The following is a 17,206-nucleotide window of genomic DNA, read 5'->3' as shown; positions in this document are numbered from 1 at the left end:
GATCAGGACAGGCCGGCCAGGACCTGCTTGACCGCCGCCAGCGACGGGTTCGTCGCGGTGGAGCCGTCGGCGAACTTCACGGTGGGCACGACGTGGTTGCCCCCGTTCACGCTGCCCACGAACTCGGCCGACGCCGGATCTTGCTCGATGTCGATCTCGACGTAGGTGATGCCCGCCTCGTCCAGCTGCTTCTTGAGCCTGCGGCAATAGCCGCACCAGGTGGTCGAGTACATCGTCAGGGTGGGGTTCGCGTCAGTCACGGACACTGCAACGCCGCAGGACCGCTCACTGTTCCGACTCGGGGGCGATCGCCCCCGGCCGCGCGGCGGGTGTCGGTGGGCGCTGTCATGATGGACCGCGTGCCCGCTCCCGACCTCGCAGACCTCGACCCCGAGCAGGCCGCCGCCGTGCGCGCGCCGCGCGGTCCGGTCTGCGTGCTCGCGGGCGCGGGCACCGGCAAGACCAGGACCATCACCTATCGGATCGCGCACTTGGTCGCGCACGGGCACGTCAAGGCCGATCAGGTGCTCGCGGTCACCTTCACCGCGCGGGCGGCGGGGGAGTTGCGCACCCGGCTGCGCGCGCTCGGCCTCGGCGGCGAGGCGAACCAGGTGCAGGCGCGCACGTTCCACGCGGCGGCGCTGCGGCAGCTGAAGTACTTCTGGCCGCAGATCGTCGGCGACGTCCCGTGGCGGCTGATCGATGCCAAGTTCCCGATCGTGGCGCAGGCGGCGCACCGGGCCGGACTGTCCACGGCCACCGACAGCGTTCGCGATCTGCTGAGCGAGATCGAGTGGGCGAAGGCTTCGCTGATCGCGCCGGAGGACTACACGGCGGCGGTGGCGAAGCAGCACCGCGAGACGCCCTACGACGCGCTGCGCGTCGCCGAGGTCTACGCGGGCTACGAGAAGCTGAAGGCGACGCCCGACGGGTTGCTGCTGGATTTCGACGACCTGCTGCTGCACACAGCGGCCGCGTTGGAGGACTATCCGGCGGTGGCCGACGAATTTCGCGGCCGATACCGCAGTTTTGTCGTGGACGAGTACCAGGACGTAACGCCCTTGCAGCAGCGTGTGCTCGACGCCTGGCTCGGTGACCGCGACGACTTGACCGTGGTCGGCGACGCCAACCAGACGATCTACTCGTTCACCGGCGCCACGCCGAGCTACCTGCTGGATTTCTCCCGCCGCTTCCCCGAGGCCACCGTGGTCCGCCTGGAACGCGACTACCGCTCGACGCCGCAGGTGGTGTCGCTGGCCAACCGGGTGATCGGGGCGGCGCGCGGGCGCATCGCGGGCACCAGGCTGCAATTGATCGGCCAGCGTGCCGACGGGCCGGAGCCGGAGTTCGCCGAATACGACGACGCGCCCGCCGAGGCCGCGGCGGTGGCCAAGGCGATCGGCAAGCTCATCGAGGGGGGCACACCGGCGGCCGAGATCGCCGTGCTCTACCGGATCAACGCCCACTCGGAGAGCTACGAGCAGGCGCTCACCGAACGCGGCATCCCGTACCAGATTCGTGGCGGCGAAGGTTTCTTCGCGCGTGCGGAGGTCAGGCAGGCCGTCCAGGCGCTGCGGCAGGCCGCCGCCCGCGACGACCTCCCCGACCAGGCGCGCAGTGGCAATGCCCTGATCTCGCTGGTACGCGCGGTGCTCGCCCCGATCGGCCTGACCGCCACCGAGCCCGCAGGCGCCCAGGCGCGCGAACGCTGGTCCTCGCTGGTCGCCCTGGTGCGCCTGACCGAGGAGTTGGTCGGGCACGACGACCGGCTGGAACTGACCGGACTGCTACGGGAACTCGCCACCCGCGCCGAGGCCAGGCACCCACCCACGGTGCAGGGGGTCACGCTGGCCTCGCTGCACGCCGCCAAGGGCCTGGAGTGGGACGCGGTGTTCCTAGTCGGCCTGTCCGACGGAACCATGCCGATCACGCACGTCCTCGCCGACGACGGCTCGGTCGCCGACGAGGCGGCGCTCGAGGAGGAGCGGCGGTTGCTCTACGTCGGGGTCACCAGGGCGCGCGAGCATCTGCGGCTGTCCTGGGCGCTGGCCAGGAACGAAGGCGGCAGGCGCGTGCGGCGGCGCTCCCGATTCCTCAATGGTCTCGTGCCCGACGACTCGCCCGCCTCGCGGATAGCGGCGCCGCCCTCGGCCTCGGGTGGTGTCCGCCCGACCTGCCGCGTCTGCGCGAAACCGTTGATCGGCACCTACGCGACCATGCTCGGCCGCTGCCGTCGCTGCCCGGCCGAGCTGGACGCGGAATTGCTTGCCGCACTGCGTGATTGGCGTGCGGAGAAAGCGGAGGCGCTGCGCGTGCGCGAGTTCGTGGTATTCACCGACACCACGCTCACCGCGATCGCCGAACAACTGCCCGCCGACGACGCCGCGCTGGCCGCCATCGCGGGCATCGGTGCGAAGAAGATCGACCAGTTCGGCGCCGACGTGCTCGCCATCGTCGCGTCCCGGCTTCGATCCACGTCACAAAACCGCAGGTAGAAAATAGGTTGTGGCGCTTGAAGATCTTGCCTATGGTGGATTTCACGCACCGGGAGGGCATCTCGGCGCGCACAGTTATCGACACACACGAGTACAGGAGGGAGGCAGAGCAATGGACAACACCATGAACTTCGGCGCCAGCGGCGTTGCGGTCTATGCGCCCATGGCGGCCTCCCGGGGGATCCTCGCCTTGCAGGGGATCGGTCTGTCCGAAATCGGTGCGTTCGGCACGTTCGGCACGCAAGTGAATTGCGCTGCGATGCATGCGTCGATCGGTACCGAGATTCAGGGCAAGCCCAGCGCGGGCTGGCACCCGACGGCTGTCGAGGCAGCAGTCGGTGTCTTCGCGGACGAAGCCGGCCTGGAGCCGGCGGATCCGCGGGCAGCACGCCTCCGCACCGCACACCCAGCGACCGTGATCAGGACTCGACACAGATGTCGACCTAGGTAGGGAACTCCTCCCCGACCTCCTGGCCACGGATCGCACGACAGCGAAACCGTGGCCAGTATTCTCCGGCCCTTCAGCCGACCGGCACCGGTTTCGCGGCACAACGAAACGAACCGCTGCAAACGAGCTGAAGGAGAACGACGTGTTCACCGCACAGGGTTGGCCGCAGGCCACTACTGACGTGACATGCCGAACCGTGGCGTCGACTACCCGGACCCAGGAGATCACCAAGGTCCTGCCCTGCCGTGCTGGAGACCCGGACCTCTGGTTCGCCGAGAGCCCGGTCCAGTTGGAGCAGGCCAAGGCACTGTGCGCGACCTGCCCGATCCGCAAGGGCTGCCTGAGCGCCGCCATGGATCGTCGTGAGCCGTGGGGCGTTTGGGGCGGTGAGATCTTCGACCAGGGTGTCGTGATCGCCCGCAAGCGTCCTCGCGGTCGTCCGCGCAAGGTCGCGGTCCCGGCATGAGCCGGGGAGTGACTTCCCTCCCTCCGGTCGAAGTGCTCGAACCGGTCCGTCCCGACACGGCCGAGCCAACGAACGAGAAAGCAGAGCAGCCGCTCACCGTTGCCCGGTGAGCGGCTGCCCTGCGTTTCGGCGCGCGGCCGATCACGCTAGCTGTGCCAGCGGCGCTTTCGGTATCGACTTACAAGGGTGAGTTCTCGCGGCAATTTGCAGTCCAGCTATAGGTCGCCCGATGCACGCATTTCCAGCCCGTCGGGTGCGAGTCTTACGAGCACCGTTCGCGGCCCGTCTCGCGTCCGAGTGACCGAAGCGCATGCGCCGCAGGCGCGATTCTCGGTCGCTCGGACGCGAGACTTCCCGGGGCCGCGAACACGCCGCGCCGCAGGCGCGGCAAATCCAACACAGCTCAGGAGGCTGTGCGTTCCTCGGTGAAGCCGGGCATCCAGGTGCGGACGAGTTGCATGAACGGCAGTTCTGCGTCGAGCTGGGCGAGGATGCCGACGGAGCCGCCGAGTACGCGGAAGATCATCACGTATTCCGCCGGGAGTTGCAGCGCCCGTGCGGTTTTCATCTCGGGGCTGGAGAACTCCGAGGCCTTGCCCGCCACGCGCTGCATCCATCGGCGGGTGAAGTGGAACGAGTCGGTTCGGATCGGGTCGGTGAACGGCCGCAGGTAGTCGGCGATCTCCTCGTGGGTGACCACCCGGCCGGGGATCACCCAGCCGTGGTCGTACAGCAGTTCGGTGAGTTCGGCGAAGCGTTCCTCGACCGCGAGGGCCAGCATCCGGCCCAGCACCGGAGGGAAGCCCTCCGGCATCGGCGCGCAGGCGCCGAAATCGATGACGGCGAGCTTGCCGTCGGGCAGCATCATGAAGTTGCCCGGGTGCGGGTCGGCATGCAGTAGCCCGATCACCTCCGGGGAAGAGAAGTGGAACCGGCCCATCAGTCCCGCGACGCGATTGCGCAGCGCACGGGTCCCCTCCGGATCCTCGGCGCCCTGCTTGATGATCGTGGAGACGGCGACGCCGTCCAGCCACTCGGTGACGATCACCTTCGGCGCGCTCGCCACCACCTTGGGCACCACGATCTCGCCGTGCCCGTCGAAGCCCTTGGCGAAGCTGCGCTGGTTGGCCGCCTCGTTGCGATAGTCCAGCTCCTCCTCGGTGCGCTCGGTGATCTCGGCGAGGATCGGCTTGACGTCCGCACCGGGGATCACGGACGCGACCAGGCCGGACATGCGCGACAGTGTCTTGAGGTCGGCGCGCAGCGCCTCGTCGGCGCCGGGGTACTGCACCTTCACCGCGACGGTCCGGCCGTCCGACCACACCGCCCGGTGCACCTGCCCGATGCTGGCCGACGCGGCCGGAGTGTCGTCGAACTCACGGAAGCGGCTACGCCACTGGGTGCCCAGTTGCTGGTCCAGCACCCGGTGAACGGTGGCGGCGGGCATCGGCGGCGCGGCGGCCTGCAGCTTGGTGAGGGCCTCGCGATAGTGCTCGCCGAACTCTTCGGGGACCGCGGCCTCCATCACGCTGAGCGCCTGCCCGAACTTCATCGCGCCGCCCTTGAGCTCACCGAGCACGGTGAACAACTGCTCGGCGGCCCGTTGATTGAGCTGTGCGTTGATCTCGGACTTGTCGCCTCCGGCGAGCTTCTTGCCGAACCCGACGGCGGCACGGCCGGCGATGCCGAGCGGAATCTTGGCCAACTTGGCGTTGCGGGACGAGCGACGGCGCACGATCTCTGACACGTACCCATCATGGCGGACGGACCAGCCCGCGGCCATGGCAATCTTGGTCACCACCGCGACCCGGCGCCCAGACCTGCGGAAACGCGCGTACACGCGCAGGCGGGATCGCGGGTCCAGCCGCGCCGATCGAGGACGTGTGAATCAAGGTCCAGTTCCAGCGTGGCGTCCAGCGTGGCCGGGGTGCGCCGCGGGGAGCAGTCGATGATGGCCTCCAGCTCGCCGAGAGCTACCGCCGTGGTGGCGGCGATCCCGGCCGGGGAAGCGTGCCCGACGCGGCCGAGCAGTTGCGCCGCGAGATGCGGCCAGTCGGCGTCGTTGCGCGCGCGGATCAGGTCCGCGCAGCGCAGACAGCTGGTCACGCCGGGCAGCACCAGCGGCCCCACCACGCCCTTGTTGTCCCGGATGCGCATCTGCAGATGCGGGACGCGGTGCAGCAGCAGATCGTGCACCAGTCGGGGGTCGGGCATCAGCGCGTCGGCGAGCACGACCAGATCGGCGCCCCAGGAGCGCACCGTCGCGGCGCCGGACGGGTAGTCCCGGGAACGGCTCGGCCGCACGCCGAGCGCGCGCAGACCGGCCGACACGGCGTCGGACAGTGGACCGAGCCCGTGCACTCGCACCGCCCGCACCTGCGCGGCACGGTCGTCGGGATGGTCCAGCAGTCCGGCTTCGTCGACCAGGGTGAGCAATGCCACGGCGCGTTCGGCGTCGATTCCGCATTCTCCGGCTCGCCAGATGATCTGCGGCTTGGTGCGCAGTCCGTCGAGCAGGCGCAGGAAGGCGAGGACGGTATCGGCGTCCATGCCGTCCGGGCCGAGCACCACCGCGGTCTCCGGATCGCATCCGAGCTGCACGACACCGGTCGGGCGGACCAGGACGGTCACCCGCGGCCGCAACCGCGGACCGCGACACATCGTTGTCATGTCATCAGTATGCGGATCGCGTGCCGCGGGTTCGGGGCGAAATCCTCAGTTGTCCACAGGGTTTCGCTTCATCCACAGGACGGATCAGGCGGTGGCTCAGCCTTCCTTGCCCAGGTCGGGACCCGCCTCGTCGTCCTTGCGTTCGCGCTCGGCCTGCTCGCGGGCCTCGGTTTCGGCCAGTTGCGCCAGCGGGTCGTCGAACGTGGTGGCGCCGCCGCCGATCACCGAGTCGATGAAGCCCGCGGGGGAGTCCAGGTCGTCGGAATTCGGCAGCAGGTCGGGGTGGGCCCACACCCGGTCGCGCGCGGTCATGCCCGCGTCGCTGGTGAGCCTGCGCCACAGCGCCGCCGCCTCGCGCAGTTTGCGCGGCCGCAACTCCAGACCCACCAGGGTCGCGAAGGTCTGCTCCGCGGGGCCGCCGGTGGCGCGCCGCCTGCGCAGCGTCTCGGCCAGCGCGCCCGCGCCGGGCAACCGGTCGCCGACGGCGTCGCCGACCACCACCTGCACCCAGCCCTCGATGAGCGCCAGCAGCGTCTCCAGCCGTTCCAGCGCCTGCTTCTGCTCGGGCGTGGTCTGCGGCTCGAAAGTGCCCTGAGCCAGGATCTCCTCGAGCTTCGCCGGATCGGTCAGCGACATCGGGTCGATGCCCTGCGCGGCCTCCTCCAGGGCGGAGAAGTCCATGCGGATGCCGCGCGCGTAGTCCTCGACCGCACCGAGCACCTGCTGGCGCAGCCACGGCACGTGCGCGAACAACCGCTGGTGGGCGGCTTCCCGCGCGGCGAGGAACACCAGGATCTCGCTCTCCGGCTGCTCGAGCCCGGCACTGAACTCCGAGATCGCCGCGGGCAGCAGCGCCGCGGTGCCGGTGGGCCCGAGGGGGAGGCCGATGTCGGTGGAGGTGAGCACCTCCTTGGCGAGCTGGCCGAGCGCCTGACCGAGCTGCGAACCGAACGCGAGGCCGCCCATCTGGCCGAGCATGCCGACCATCGGCGCGGCGAACTGCCTGGCCTCCTCGGGCAGCGCCGCGGTCCACATGCCCGAGATCTGCTGGGCCACCGGGTCGCACAGGCGCTGCCAGGTGGGCAGGGTCTGCTCGATCCAGTCGTTGGCGGTCCACGCGACCGTCTTGGCCGCGCCCGCGGGCAGCGTGGTCGCGCTGTCGAGCCAGAGTTCGGCGAGGTGCGCGGCGTCGGCCACCGCGCTCGCGGCGCCCGAGGTCACCGGGGCGACGGTCGAGCCGAGCTGCTGACGGGCCAGCCGCTTGGCGACGTCGTAGTTCACCGGGCCGGTCTGCGCCGAGCCCGGTTGCCCCATGCCGCTGAGCATCTGGCCGAGCGAGGTCAGCATCTGCCCGAGTTGCGCCGGGTCGAATCCGCCCGCGCCGGACCCGCCGATCCCGAACCCGAACGGGTCGTTCGGGCCGGGACCGCTCGGCTCGTCACCGCGCTTGCGATCGTCGTCGTCGCGGTTGGAGAATCCGAAGGGGAGGTCGTTCATGCCCATCACGTTACGCGTGTAGCACAGCGTTCCGATGTTCGCGCGGCGCGAAACCCGCGGCGGCGCGCCCGGGCGAAATGACCGCCTCCGGCGCTTCGCGGCCCAGGCTGTCACTACTGTGGTCCAGGTGAATCGTCGGATCCTCACCCTGGTGGCCGCTCTGATCCCGGTGCTCCTGCTCGGCGTCGCGGGCAGTGTCCTGACTGTGCCGTACGTCGCACTCGGTCCCGGCCCCACCTTCAACACCCTCGGCCAGGTGGACGGCAAGGAAGTCGTGGACGTCCAGGGCACCGAGGTCGATCCGACCACCGGGCATCTCAACATGACCACCGTGTCGGTGCGGGACGGCCTGAGCATCTTCGAGGCGTTCGGCTTCTGGGCCAGCGGCAAGCACGGTCTGGTGCCGCGCTCGGAGGTGTACCCGCCCGGGGTCTCGCGTGAGGAGATCGACAAGTCCAACCAGCAGGACTTCAAGGACTCCGAGGGCAACGCCGAGGTCGCCGCCCTGCACTACCTGAATCTGCCGACCGTCGTGCTGCTGCGCAAGGTGGCCGACGACGGACCCGCCCGGGACGCGCTGCGTGCGGGCGACGAGTTGATCAGCGTCAACGGCACGCCGGTGACCACGCCCAAGGACGTCGTCACCGCGGTCTCCGGCCAGGCGCCCGGCAGCACGCTGACCGTCGTGTTCCGGCGCGAGGGTATCGAGCAGACAGCGGCGATCGTGCTCGGCGCCCGCCCCGACGACCCCGCCAAGGGCTACCTCGGGGTGACGCCGGGCGAGGGTGCCCGGCCGCCGCTGCGGGTCGCCTTCAACCTCGCCGACATCGGCGGCCCGTCGGCGGGCCTGATGTTCAGCCTGGCCCTGATCGACAAGCTCAGCCCCGGCGAGCTGGACGGCGGCAAGTTCGTGGCGGGCACCGGGACAATCGATCAGGAAGGCAAGGTCGGTCCGATCGGCGGCATCCAGTACAAGATGATGGCCGCCCGGGAGGCGGGCGCGGAGACCTTCCTGGTCCCCGCGGCCAACTGCAACGAGGCCAAGCAGCGGATCCCGGAGGGGTTGCGGCTGGTGCGGGTCGAAAGTCTCACCGGCGCGGTGCAGTCGCTCAACGAGATCAACACCGGCAAGGAGCCGGTCAGCTGCGGGTGAGATAGCACCGCTCGGGAACGTCCCCATGCGTCACTCGAGCGTGTGGTGCAGCGCCTCGACCAGATTCGGCGCGAGGTTGGGGTAGGTGCGCAGGTCGAGGTCGCCGAAATCGTCGGCGTCGTCCTCGGGGCGCAGTTGCAGCAGGCACAGCGACGCGCCGTCGCGCAGCACCGCGGCGAACAGGCGCGCCTCCCTGCGCTCGGGGTGCGCTTCGGCCGCGGCGCGCGCGGCCGCGTCGGCGGCATCGTGGTCGGCCAGCAGCGGGGCCAGCGCGTCGTCCAGCGTCGACTCCGCATCCGGCGGCAGCACCACGATCTCCTGCACCAGCACGCACCCCTGGACGGCGGGGGGCCAGCTGGTGGTGGCCAGGAATTCGTCCAGGGCGATCGAGCCGCCGGTGATGTCCTCGGGGAAGGACTCCTGGGCGACCGGCGTCAACTCGTCGCCCTCGTCGAGCTGATCCTCGAGTTCCGGTTGCGCTGCCACCAGCTCCGCGGTCGGCACCAGCGCGAACATCTGCGGGGGACGACCCCACCCTTCCGCGTCGACGAATTCCGCCACCTCCCGGACGGAGCGGGCGAGGACGAGTTCGGCGTGCAGGTCTGGGGTCACGCGAATATCCAACCAAACCGCCGACTCGGCCAGCCGGAAACCCGGCCTATCGGTCCCCCCGGCGCGGCAAGCCAACCCTGCCAGCTGCATGGTGTCCGATTTCCGTAGAGTGGGCCGGGACGGTCCGGAAGGACCACCCGCAACATCGGACTGCGGCGCATCGGCCGGGCGTATCGGTGCGAGCGTCGCCGGACCTTGGAGAGTGGCATCGTGGGCATGCGGCCCCCCACCGGCTTACCTTCGCTGTCCCGACGCAGCCGTGTGCTGCTGGTGGCGGCCATCGTCCTCGCGGCGTTACTGCTGCTCGGGCCGCGGCTGACGGACGCCTACACGAACTGGCTGTGGTTCGGCGAGGTCGAATTCCGCGACGTGTACCTCACGGTGCTGCGGACCCGGGTCTTGCTGTTCATCGCCGTGGCGGCCTTCGTCGGTCTGGTGGTCTGGCTGGCGTTGCTGCTGGCCTACCGTTCCAGGCCGGTGTTCGTGCCGGTGGCGGGCCCGAACGATCCGATCGCGCGCTATCGCACCACCGTGATGAGCAGGCTGCGGCTGTTCGGCGTCGGCATCCCGGTGCTGCTGGGCCTGCTGTCGGGCCTGGTGGCGCAGTCGAACTGGGTGACGGTGCAGCTGTTCCTCAACGGCGGATCGTTCGGCGAGAAGGACCCGGAGTTCGGCCTCGACGTCGGCTTCTACGCCTTCGACCTGCCCTTCTACCGCATGGTGCTGAACTGGCTGTTCGTCGCGGTGGTCATCGCGTTCTTCGCCAGCCTGGTCACCCACTACGTCTTCGGCGGACTGCGGCTGACCGGCCGCGAGGGCGTGCTGACCCGTCCGGCGCGTATCCAGCTGGCCGTGCTGGCCGGACTCTTCGTACTGCTCAAGGCGATCGCCTACTGGTTCGACCGCTACGAACTGCTCTCCAGCAGCCGCAAGGAACCCACCTTCACCGGCGGTTCGTTCACCGACATCAACGCGGTGCTGCCCGCCAAGCTCATCCTGCTGTCCATCGCGGTGATCTGCGCGCTCGCCTTCTTCGCCGGCATCGTGCTGCGCGATCTGCGGGTGCCCGCGATGGCCGCCGCGCTGCTGGTGCTGTCCTCGATCCTGGTCGGCGCGGTGTGGCCGCTGGTGGTCGAGCAGTTCTCGGTGCGTCCGAACGCCGCGGACAAGGAGAGCGAGTACATCGAGCGGAACATCGCCGCGACCAGGCAGGCGTTCGGCATCACCAACGACAGGATCGATTACAAGGACTACAAGGGCGAGAGCAGCAAGAGCCCGCTCGACGTCCCGGTGGACGCCGCGACCATCGGCAACGCCAGACTGCTCGACCCGAACATCCTCTCGCCGACGTTCACCCAGCTGCGCCAGCTGAAGAACTTCTACGGCTTCCCGGAGTCGCTGGACATCGACCGTTACAGCCTCGACGGTGACATGCAGGACTACGTCGTCGCCGCCAGGGAGCTCTCGCCCGCGGCGCTGAGCGGCAACCAGACCGACTGGATCAACCGGCACACTGTCTACACCCACGGCAACGGCTTCGTCGCCGCTCCCGCCAACCGGGTGAACAAGCCGCCGTCGGAGGACCCGAACGCCGCCGGGGGCAGCGGCGACGGCGGTTACCCGATCTTCATGGTCAGCGACCTGTTCACGCCCGCGGACAAGCAGCGGATCAAGGTGGACCAGCCGCGCGTGTACTTCGGCGAGCTGATCTCGCAGTGGAATCCGGACTACGCGATCGTCGGCGCGATGGACGGACAGCGTCCGCGCGAGTACGACTCCGACGTCGCGCAGTACACCTACACCGGCAAGGGCGGAGTGCCGATCGGCAACTGGGTCAACCGTTTGGCCTTCGCGGCCAAGTACGCCGAGCGCAACATCCTGTTCTCCTCGGCCATCGGCGACGACTCGAAGATCATCTTCAACCGCAGCCCGCGGGAACGCGTGCAGAAGGTGGCGCCCTGGCTGACCACCGACGGAAACGCCTATCCCACGGTGGTCGGCGGACGGATCGTCTGGATCGTGGACGCCTACACCACGCTGGACAACTACCCGTACGCGCAGTCCACTCCGCTGGAGGGCGTCGAGGACAGCATCGACAAGAAGACCGGCCGACTGCTGCCGCGCAAGTCGGTCAGCTACATCCGCAACTCGGTCAAGGCGACGGTCGACGCGTACGACGGCACCGTCACGCTGTACGAGGTCGACTCGTCGGACCCGGTGCTGAAGGCATGGCGCGGGGTCTTCCCGGGTGCGGTGAAGCCGGAGAGCGAGGTCTCGCCCGAACTGCGGGCCCACTTCCGCTATCCGGAGGATCTGTTCAAGGTCCAGCGCGAAATGCTGTCGAAGTACCACGTGGACGATCCTCGGGAATTCTTCACCAACAACGCTTTCTGGTCGGTTCCGGCCGATCCGACCTCCGAGGGCGGGACCACCGCCAATCAGCCGCCGTATTACGTGCTGCTGGGCGATCCGAAGACGAACAAACCCACGTTCAATCTGACCAGCGCCATGACTGGTTACAACCGGCCGTATCTCACCGCGTATATCTCGGTGCGATCCGATCCGGATGGATACGGAAGATTCACGATTCTCCGATTGCCCACGGACACACAGACATTAGGTCCGCAGCAAACGCAGAACCGGATGACGACGGCGCCCGAGGTGTCCCGTGAGAAAACGCTGCTGTCCAATTCGAACAAGATCAGATATGGCAATCTGCTGACCTTGCCGATCGCCGACGGCGGCATTCTCTACGTGGAGCCGTTCTACAACGAACGCAACACGGGGCCGAACACGGCGACCTTCCCGCAGTTGCTGCGGGTGCTGGTCAGCTATCGCGACGAGGCGGGCAACGTCAAGGTGGGCTACGACTCGACCTTGGCGGAGGCGCTGGACCAGGTCATCCCGGGTGCGGGCACGCTGGCCACGCCGTCCGGCGGTGACTCGGGCACCAGGCCCAAGCCCGGCACCGCTCCGCCGCCCGTCGACCAGGGCAACAACGGCGCCAACAACGCGGGACCCCCGCCGCCCGCCTCGGCCCCGCCTGCCACGGGCTCGTCCTCGGCCAAGGACGCCGCGGCCACGGAGCTGAACCGGAAGATCGAGAATGTGCGAAATGCCATGCGGAGCGGGAATTTCCAGGATTTCGGCCGGGCGCTGGATGAATTGGAAGCCGCCGTCAAGGCTTATCAGGACGCGGGGCGCTGACATGGCGCCGCCTCGGCGATAGCCACTGCTACACAGCAAGACGCCGCCATCATCGCGATGGCGGCGTCTTGCTGTCTGCGGCGCCGTCTTGCTGTCTGCGGCGCAGGGCGCGGTCAGCGACCGATGGAGTCGATCAGCGCGCTGTTCTGGCTCAGGAGCTGCTGGAACTGGCCCTCCAGGCCGTAGCGCTGGGCCAGTTCGCCCGCGGCGGACTTGGCCTGCTCGACCGCCGACTGCGCGGCGCTCACGGCGGGCTGGGCGGGAGCGGGCACCTCGGGGAGTTCCTCGGCCCGCACGAGCGGCTCGGGCTCGGAGGTGCCCGGACGCAGGTACTTGCCGCACGTCGGCCACGCGCCGGGGCCCTGGGTGGCGAGCACGTTCTCCGCCACGCGGATCTGCTCTTCCTTGCTGGCGGTGTGGGCGGAGCCCTTGCCACCGTTGGCGGCCCAGGTGCTCTGCGAGAACTGCAGCCCACCGTAGTAGCCGTTTCCGGTGTTGATTCCCCAGTTGCCACCGCTCTCGCACTGTGCGACGCCGTCCCAGTCGTGGGTCGCCGCGGAGGCCGAAGCGGTGGAGAATGCGAACGGGACGGCAACAAGAGCGCCGGTGATGGCGGCGAGGCCGAAGGCGCGAGTGCTGATCTTCCGGTTCTCAGTCATGGTCGTTTCCCTCCCTGCGCCCGCCGGCACGGCGACGAAACTGCCGTGTCCCTGTCCCCAGGTCGTCGGGGATCCTCGAACCGCGGGACAGGGTCGCCGGTGTTCGGCGGTTCGAGTTCGAGCCCGTCTCGGGTGATCCGGGCCGTGGACTGACGGTAACGAAGAAATCTCAGCAGATCACATCTGGATAACGCCGGAATTGCATGAAGCGAATAACTTGAATATCGGCGTTTTTCCAGGTGGCAAACGTCATCAACACGGCGATTCGGTCGTAAGTTATCGCATCGTTATGTGAGTGAGATCACTCAGAAATAGTGAACTACGTCACGTTTGAAGTGCTCATCATGTGGAGAATCTTGTGCGCGCGATGTGATGTGTGCTGGTGGGTGCGCGCTGCCGCGCGATTCGATGGTCTGTTCCGCCCGCTCCGTGGATCCCGCTGCCTGTTCAACTCCTCGAAAGGTGCCTTGAACTGGCGATTTGCAGTCTGCGGGAACCCGTGTGTAATGTTGTGTTCACCGACGCGGGGTGGAGCAGCTCGGTAGCTCGCTGGGCTCATAACCCAGAGGTCGCAGGTTCAAATCCTGTCCCCGCTACAAAGGGAAACGGCCCGGAACCAAAAGGTTCCGGGCCGTTTTCGTCTGTGCCCACGTGCGTCGGTTCGTCAGACTGAGACGGTCGTTTCGGCCGCCCGGCGCGGGGTGTCACGCCCCGACCGCATCGACTCCGCCCGTCGCTACTGGCGTTGGAAGCGCTCCCGGACGGCGTCCATGCGGGCGCGCAGTTCCTCCGGGGTGATCACGCCACGATCCAGCAACGTGTGCGCGGTGACGACGACCGAACGGGTCCGGATCGGGAAGTCGTGATAGATCGTCTCGCCGAGCGCGTCCTCGGCGTGGCGGCGCTCCAGGTTGTCCAGGGCCCCGCGCCAGGACAGGCACTCACACGTGGCCTGCATGCTGGACTCCCACGGGTCGGGTTTCCGGTCGAGTTCGGGCAGCGTGCTCTCCCGGCGCGACGCGGGATCCAGCGTGCGCAACAGGACGTCGTAGGGGCCGCTCGTCACCGGTGGCCATCCTTCCTCGTGGCGGATTCGACGCGGTCGGGCGGCTGTTGCGCCGTCCAGTCGACCTGGGGCAGTGCGACGCCGATCATCGTGTCCCGGGTGACGATGGCCGCCAGTTGCTCCTCGGTCCAGCCCTCGGTGCCCTCGGGCCGCATCGGCAGCACCATGAACCGCGACTTCTGATTCGAGTCGTGCACCCGGATCTCGACGTCGGGCGGGAAGTGCAAGCCGAATTCGGCGAGCACCTCACGGGGCCGGCGCACCAGCCGCCGACGGTAGTTGGGGGTGCGGTACCAGTCCGGCGACATGCCGAGCACCGGCCGCGGGTAGCACGAACACAGCGTGCACACGATGACGTTGTGTACCTGGGGAGTGTTCTCCAGCACGTAGAAGTAGGTGTAGTCGCTCGGCGTCCCGGACCCGGTCGGGTCGCGCCAGTCGATGCCGATCTCCTTGCACGTCTCGGTCCCGTCGGCGAGCAGGCGCGCCTTGAAGTCGGGGTCGGTCCACGCCTTCGCGACCAGGCGCGATCCGCCGTGCGGTCCGACCGATTCGGCCCACTCGGCGAACCTGCGGTGGTCCTCCTGGGAGAACAGCCCCTTCTCGATGGCGAGTTCCCGGATCGCCGTCTCGAGCACTTCGAATTCGCTGAGTTCGTCGCTGGCCTGGATCGGCGTGTGCGCCTCGTGGTCGTGCGTCCGGCTCACCGGGCATCCTCCTCTGCGGGCTCGAGCCAGTGCTCGGAGACCTCCGTCTCCAAGGTGTCGGCGTCGAAGCCGGTGTATGTGGGCCACAAATCCTTCTGACGGAACCGCACGACGTAGAACGGCTCGACGCGACCGTCCTCGCGCCCCCACGCCTCGTCCTCCGGGACGATCCACTCGGGCCGGTGTTCCACGACGACGCCCGTGCGGCCGCGGGTATAGGCCTGGGTACGGGTGTGGAACATCGAAGTGGCCTCGCGGATCCGCACGCGATCGCCGATCCGGTATCTCCTGCTCATGCGCGCGCCTCCCCGCGTGCGCGTACTTCGTCCAGCTTGGCCGACAGTTCGTCGGGAGTGATCAGTCCCTTGGCGACCAAAGTCTTCGCCGCCACGGTCGCCCAGCGGGCGTAGTAGGGGAGACCGAAGTACAGCGTCGCGCCGAGGTCGTTCTCCGCCCGCCGGCGTTCCTCGGAGTTCCACACGCCGCGCCAGCCGAGGCATTCGCACGTGACGTAGGTGCTCATCTCCCAGGGCTCCTCCGCTTTCTCCCGGTACTCGACCGGGATGTCCGGCTGGCCGCCCACATCGTGGGGAACGTGCCGGAGTGCGGCGAACAATTCGTTCGAGATCTCGTAGGGCGAGTCCAGCGGTTCGCGGAACACCGGCGCGAGGTCCGCGACGCGGTGCTGTAGCTCGTCGAATCGGTTCGGTGCGCTCATGATGTCTCCGTAGGGACGGATACGGCGGGGCATTGCGGAAGGTTTGCGCGCGAACACATTCTGAGACGGCAGTCACATGGCTCAGGGGGTCAAGATTACACGCCGAGGCGGGTTTGCTGAAGGATCACTGCGGCTGTGTGGCGCAGCGCCGCTCGCGCCGGAAGTCCGTCGAGAATCGGCGCTGCGGACCCCTTGACTGGCGAGAAAAGTGGAGGAAACTAGTCAATACACCGGAACACCGGTAGGTGTTCGCATTGTCCGCCGAGACGTCGGCAGGCAAGTGGCAACACCGATCCAAGATCCGGCTAGGCCCCCGGCAGCCAGTTGAAATACCGGAGTCGGCAGCGACGACTGAGGCTCACGGTTTCGACGAGACTACCGGGGACTGATCTGTTCAGGGGGTCTTACGCCTGGTACTCCGGGTTCGCGAACGCCGCGGGCGTGGTTGGCCGAATCGGCCCACTCGCACCGAATGCTGATGGTTGACTAGCCGGGTGCCGGCTGTCCGGCCGCACCTCGGCAACCGATGTCAGGAGGCACCCCGCAATGCCCACTCATGACGGAAGCTGGCCGCAGGGAACGCCGTGCTGGGTCGACAGTCAAGTCGACGACCCGGCCCGCGCCCGCGAGTTCTACGGCGAACTCTTCGGCTGGGAGATCGAGGACAGCCCGCCCGAGGCGGGTGGATATCTGATGGCGATGCGCCAGGGCCGCGCGGCCGCGGGCATCGGACCCAAGCCGGAAGGCATGCCGATGCCGTCGGTGTGGACCACCTACTTCGCCGCCGACAGCGCCGACGACATCGCGCAGAAGGTGAAGGGCGCGGGCGGTTCGCTGATGATGGAGCCGTTCGACGTGCTCGACGTCGGCCGCATGTTCGTCGCCGCGGACCCCACCGGCGCGGTCTTCGGGATCTGGGAGTCCAAGGCGCACACCGGCGCGGGCATCTACAACGAGCACGGCGCCTACTGCTGGAACGAGCTGCACACCGGCGACTACAAGCAGGCGCAGCAGTTCTACGCCGACGTGTTCGGCTGGCACTACACCGAGATCGGCGACGGCGAGCGCTTCGTCTACTCGACCTTCAGCCGCGCCCAGGACGGCGACGCCATCGGCGGCGTCAACGACTCGACCAAGATGCCGGGCGACGACCCCTCCTATTGGCTGACCTGGTTCCAGGTCGGCGACACCGACAACGCGCTGGACAAGGCACGCGATCTCGGAGCCACCGTGATGTCCGGCCCCGACGACAGCCCCTTCGGCCGCATGGGCATCGTGCAGGGCCCGCAGGGTGAGGTCTTCGGCATCATCGACACCACGACCACGGTCGGCGAACCTCCGGCAGGCGGCTGAGCCGAAGCGGCGCGCCGAGCCGATCGGAGCGTGCCGCTCCCGGGTGACCAGGCCGTGCCGGTGGGCGGAACGAGTGGATCGGAGCGCCGCCTCTGGCGGGACCAGGCCGCTGGTGGGCGAACGAGTCGATCGGAGCGCGCCCTTCTGCGTGACCA

General features: G+C 68.4%; 16 protein-coding genes and 1 tRNA gene. 7 read left to right on the top strand and 10 right to left on the bottom strand.

Annotated elements, in window-relative coordinates; all coding sequences use genetic code 11:
• Nucleotides 1-2 precede the first annotated feature (2 nt).
• Nucleotides 3-233 (bottom strand): mycoredoxin, encoded by a 231-nt coding sequence (locus tag ON27_RS21030; protein WP_086007524.1) that lies wholly within the window; start codon nt 231-233, stop codon nt 3-5.
• A 114-nt stretch (nt 234-347) separates the two neighbouring features.
• On the opposite strand from ON27_RS21030, the gene ON27_RS21025 reads away from it, so the two are divergent.
• From ON27_RS21025 to ON27_RS21015, 3 genes are all read left to right on the top strand, one after another.
• Nucleotides 348-2,495 (top strand): ATP-dependent DNA helicase UvrD2, encoded by a 2,148-nt coding sequence (locus ON27_RS21025; protein ID WP_043730369.1) that lies wholly within the window; start codon nt 348-350, stop codon nt 2,493-2,495.
• A gap of 112 nt (nt 2,496-2,607) precedes the next feature.
• The gene (locus ON27_RS21020; protein WP_043730345.1) at nt 2,608-2,946 is read left to right on the top strand and encodes a hypothetical protein; all 339 of its coding nucleotides are present in this window, start codon (nt 2,608-2,610) and stop codon (nt 2,944-2,946) included.
• A 139-nt stretch (nt 2,947-3,085) separates the two neighbouring features.
• A complete protein-coding gene (locus tag ON27_RS21015; RefSeq protein WP_157106825.1) occupies nt 3,086-3,409 on the top strand; it encodes a WhiB family transcriptional regulator in 324 nt (107 codons plus the stop codon).
• Nucleotides 3,410-3,812: 403 nt separating this feature from the next.
• Here the strand turns inward: ON27_RS21015 and ON27_RS21010 are convergent, their stop codons facing one another.
• The 3 genes from ON27_RS21010 to ON27_RS21000 form a co-directional block, all read right to left on the bottom strand.
• Complete coding sequence (locus ON27_RS21010) at nt 3,813-5,192, bottom strand: ABC1 kinase family protein (RefSeq protein WP_174377861.1); 1,380 nt, start codon at nt 5,190-5,192, stop codon at nt 3,813-3,815.
• Nucleotides 5,193-5,203: 11 nt separating this feature from the next.
• A complete protein-coding gene (locus ON27_RS21005) occupies nt 5,204-6,079 on the bottom strand; it encodes a hypothetical protein (protein WP_043730342.1) in 876 nt (291 codons plus the stop codon).
• 96 nt (nt 6,080-6,175) lie between these two features.
• Complete coding sequence (locus tag ON27_RS21000; RefSeq protein ID WP_043730363.1) at nt 6,176-7,576, bottom strand: zinc-dependent metalloprotease; 1,401 nt, start codon at nt 7,574-7,576, stop codon at nt 6,176-6,178.
• A gap of 127 nt (nt 7,577-7,703) precedes the next feature.
• On the opposite strand from ON27_RS21000, the gene ON27_RS20995 reads away from it, so the two are divergent.
• Nucleotides 7,704-8,729, top strand: a complete 1,026-nt coding sequence (locus ON27_RS20995) for a YlbL family protein (RefSeq protein ID WP_218003025.1) — start codon at nt 7,704-7,706, stop codon at nt 8,727-8,729.
• Nucleotides 8,730-8,759: 30 nt separating this feature from the next.
• Here the strand turns inward: ON27_RS20995 and ON27_RS20990 are convergent, their stop codons facing one another.
• Nucleotides 8,760-9,341, bottom strand: coding sequence for a PPA1309 family protein (locus tag ON27_RS20990; protein WP_043730338.1), 582 nt, complete (start codon nt 9,339-9,341; stop codon nt 8,760-8,762).
• A 210-nt stretch (nt 9,342-9,551) separates the two neighbouring features.
• Between ON27_RS20990 and ON27_RS20985 the strand changes: the two genes are divergently transcribed.
• The gene (locus ON27_RS20985) at nt 9,552-12,548 is read left to right on the top strand and encodes a UPF0182 family protein (protein ID WP_043730335.1); all 2,997 of its coding nucleotides are present in this window, start codon (nt 9,552-9,554) and stop codon (nt 12,546-12,548) included.
• A 113-nt stretch (nt 12,549-12,661) separates the two neighbouring features.
• On the opposite strand, the gene ON27_RS20980 is transcribed toward ON27_RS20985, so the two are convergent.
• Entirely contained in the window at nt 12,662-13,207 is a 546-nt protein-coding gene (locus tag ON27_RS20980) for a transglycosylase family protein (RefSeq protein ID WP_043730333.1), read from the bottom strand.
• Nucleotides 13,208-13,729: 522 nt separating this feature from the next.
• Here ON27_RS20980 and ON27_RS20975 point away from each other — a divergent pair.
• Nucleotides 13,730-13,803 (top strand) — tRNA-Met (locus ON27_RS20975).
• A gap of 140 nt (nt 13,804-13,943) precedes the next feature.
• Here ON27_RS20975 and ON27_RS20970 read toward each other — a convergent pair.
• The 4 genes from ON27_RS20970 to ON27_RS45865 are packed head-to-tail and all read right to left on the bottom strand — an operon-like array spanning nt 13,944 to nt 15,698.
• Nucleotides 13,944-14,273 (bottom strand): SH3-like domain-containing protein, encoded by a 330-nt coding sequence (locus ON27_RS20970; protein WP_043730331.1) that lies wholly within the window; start codon nt 14,271-14,273, stop codon nt 13,944-13,946.
• A complete protein-coding gene (gene scnC, locus ON27_RS20965; RefSeq protein WP_043730329.1) occupies nt 14,270-14,980 on the bottom strand; it encodes a thiocyanate hydrolase subunit gamma in 711 nt (236 codons plus the stop codon). The genes ON27_RS20970 and scnC overlap by 4 nt, the downstream gene beginning before the upstream one ends.
• Nucleotides 14,977-15,276, bottom strand: coding sequence for an SH3-like domain-containing protein (locus tag ON27_RS45870; protein ID WP_043730327.1), 300 nt, complete (start codon nt 15,274-15,276; stop codon nt 14,977-14,979). Before ON27_RS45870 ends, scnC begins: the two co-directional genes overlap by 4 nt.
• Nucleotides 15,273-15,698, bottom strand: coding sequence for an SH3-like domain-containing protein (locus ON27_RS45865; protein WP_043730360.1), 426 nt, complete (start codon nt 15,696-15,698; stop codon nt 15,273-15,275). Before ON27_RS45865 ends, ON27_RS45870 begins: the two co-directional genes overlap by 4 nt.
• A gap of 546 nt (nt 15,699-16,244) precedes the next feature.
• Between ON27_RS45865 and ON27_RS20950 the strand changes: the two genes are divergently transcribed.
• Nucleotides 16,245-17,051, top strand: a complete 807-nt coding sequence (locus ON27_RS20950) for a VOC family protein (RefSeq protein ID WP_043730325.1) — start codon at nt 16,245-16,247, stop codon at nt 17,049-17,051.
• Nucleotides 17,052-17,206: the final 155 nt, after the last annotated feature.

This window comes from Nocardia asiatica NBRC 100129, from assembly GCF_000308415.1.
In the GTDB taxonomy this organism is placed as follows: Bacteria; Actinomycetota; Actinomycetes; order Mycobacteriales; family Mycobacteriaceae; genus Nocardia; species Nocardia asiatica.
This window is presented reverse-complemented; position numbering and strand designations above follow the sequence as displayed.